The sequence below is a fragment of the Paraherbaspirillum soli genome (assembly GCF_042654985.1).
Taxonomy (GTDB): Bacteria; Pseudomonadota; Gammaproteobacteria; order Burkholderiales; family Burkholderiaceae_D; genus Paraherbaspirillum; species Paraherbaspirillum soli.
This window is the reverse complement of sequence record NZ_JBHSMT010000015.1, coordinates 1-1810: the sequence shown is the minus strand read 5'-3', so window position 1 is coordinate 1810 and position 1810 is coordinate 1. Positions and strand designations below refer to the sequence as shown.

1 tRNA gene and 1 rRNA gene are annotated in these 1810 nt (G+C 53.4%); both read right to left on the bottom strand.

What is annotated here, in order from left to right:
* A tRNA-Ile gene (locus ACFPM8_RS11625) sits at window positions 1–77 on the bottom strand.
* Between the two features lie 125 nt (window positions 78–202).
* Window positions 203–1733: ribosomal RNA gene (locus ACFPM8_RS11620) — 16S ribosomal RNA — on the bottom strand.
* Between the last annotated feature and the right edge of the window lie 77 nt (window positions 1734–1810).

Below are 1810 nucleotides of genomic sequence, written 5' to 3'. Positions count from 1 at the left end.
TGGTGGGTCTGGTTGGGCTCGAACCAACGACCCCCGCGTTATCAACACGGTGCTCTAACCAACTGAGCTACAGACCCGCTTGGATCAGTACGAGCCTTCCATCAACTACTATGCATCGCTGCACACCAGCCTTTGACCGATACCTGTTCTTCTTTATTAACAGACGATAAGTGTGGACGCTTAACTTTCATGCAAACTCTAGAAAGGAGGTGATCCAGCCGCACCTTCCGATACGGCTACCTTGTTACGACTTCACCCCAGTCACGAATCCTACCGTGGTAAGCGCCCTCCTTACGGTTAGGCTACCTACTTCTGGTAAAACCCGCTCCCATGGTGTGACGGGCGGTGTGTACAAGACCCGGGAACGTATTCACCGCGACATGCTGATCCGCGATTACTAGCGATTCCAACTTCATGTAGTCGAGTTGCAGACTACAATCCGGACTACGATACACTTTCTGGGATTAGCTCCCCCTCGCGGGTTGGCGGCCCTCTGTATGTACCATTGTATGACGTGTGAAGCCCTACCCATAAGGGCCATGAGGACTTGACGTCATCCCCACCTTCCTCCGGTTTGTCACCGGCAGTCTCATTAGAGTGCCCTTTCGTAGCAACTAATGACAAGGGTTGCGCTCGTTGCGGGACTTAACCCAACATCTCACGACACGAGCTGACGACAGCCATGCAGCACCTGTGTAAAGGTTCTCTTTCGAGCACTCCCAAATCTCTTCGGGATTCCTTCCATGTCAAGGGTAGGTAAGGTTTTTCGCGTTGCATCGAATTAATCCACATCATCCACCGCTTGTGCGGGTCCCCGTCAATTCCTTTGAGTTTTAATCTTGCGACCGTACTCCCCAGGCGGTCTACTTCACGCGTTAGCTGCGTTACCAAGTCAATTAAGACCCGACAACTAGTAGACATCGTTTAGGGCGTGGACTACCAGGGTATCTAATCCTGTTTGCTCCCCACGCTTTCGTGCATGAGCGTCAGTGTTATCCCAGGGGGCTGCCTTCGCCATCGGTATTCCTCCACATCTCTACGCATTTCACTGCTACACGTGGAATTCTACCCCCCTCTGACACACTCTAGCCGTGCAGTCACAAATGCCATTCCCAGGTTAAGCCCGGGGATTTCACACCTGTCTTACACAACCGCCTGCGCACGCTTTACGCCCAGTAATTCCGATTAACGCTTGCACCCTACGTATTACCGCGGCTGCTGGCACGTAGTTAGCCGGTGCTTATTCTTCAGGTACCGTCATTAGCACAGGATATTAGCCCGCACCGTTTCTTCCCTGACAAAAGAGCTTTACAACCCGAAGGCCTTCTTCACTCACGCGGCATTGCTGGATCAGGGTTGCCCCCATTGTCCAAAATTCCCCACTGCTGCCTCCCGTAGGAGTCTGGGCCGTGTCTCAGTCCCAGTGTGGCTGGTCGTCCTCTCAGACCAGCTACTGATCGTCGCCTTGGTGAGCCTTTACCTCACCAACTAGCTAATCAGATATCGGCCGCTCCAGGAGCACAAGGCCTTGCGGTCCCCTGCTTTCATCCTGAGATCGTATGCGGTATTAGCTAGTCTTTCGACTAGTTATCCCCCACTCCAGGGCACGTTCCGATATATTACTCACCCGTTCGCCACTCGCCGCCAGGGTTGCCCCCGCGCTGCCGTTCGACTTGCATGTGTAAGGCATGCCGCCAGCGTTCAATCTGAGCCAGGATCAAACTCTTCAGTTTAATCTCTGTTTTGTGGCATTGCTGCCTGCCCTCGCGGGCATCGCTCACTCAAAATACTGACAGGCCGCTTCTCAAAT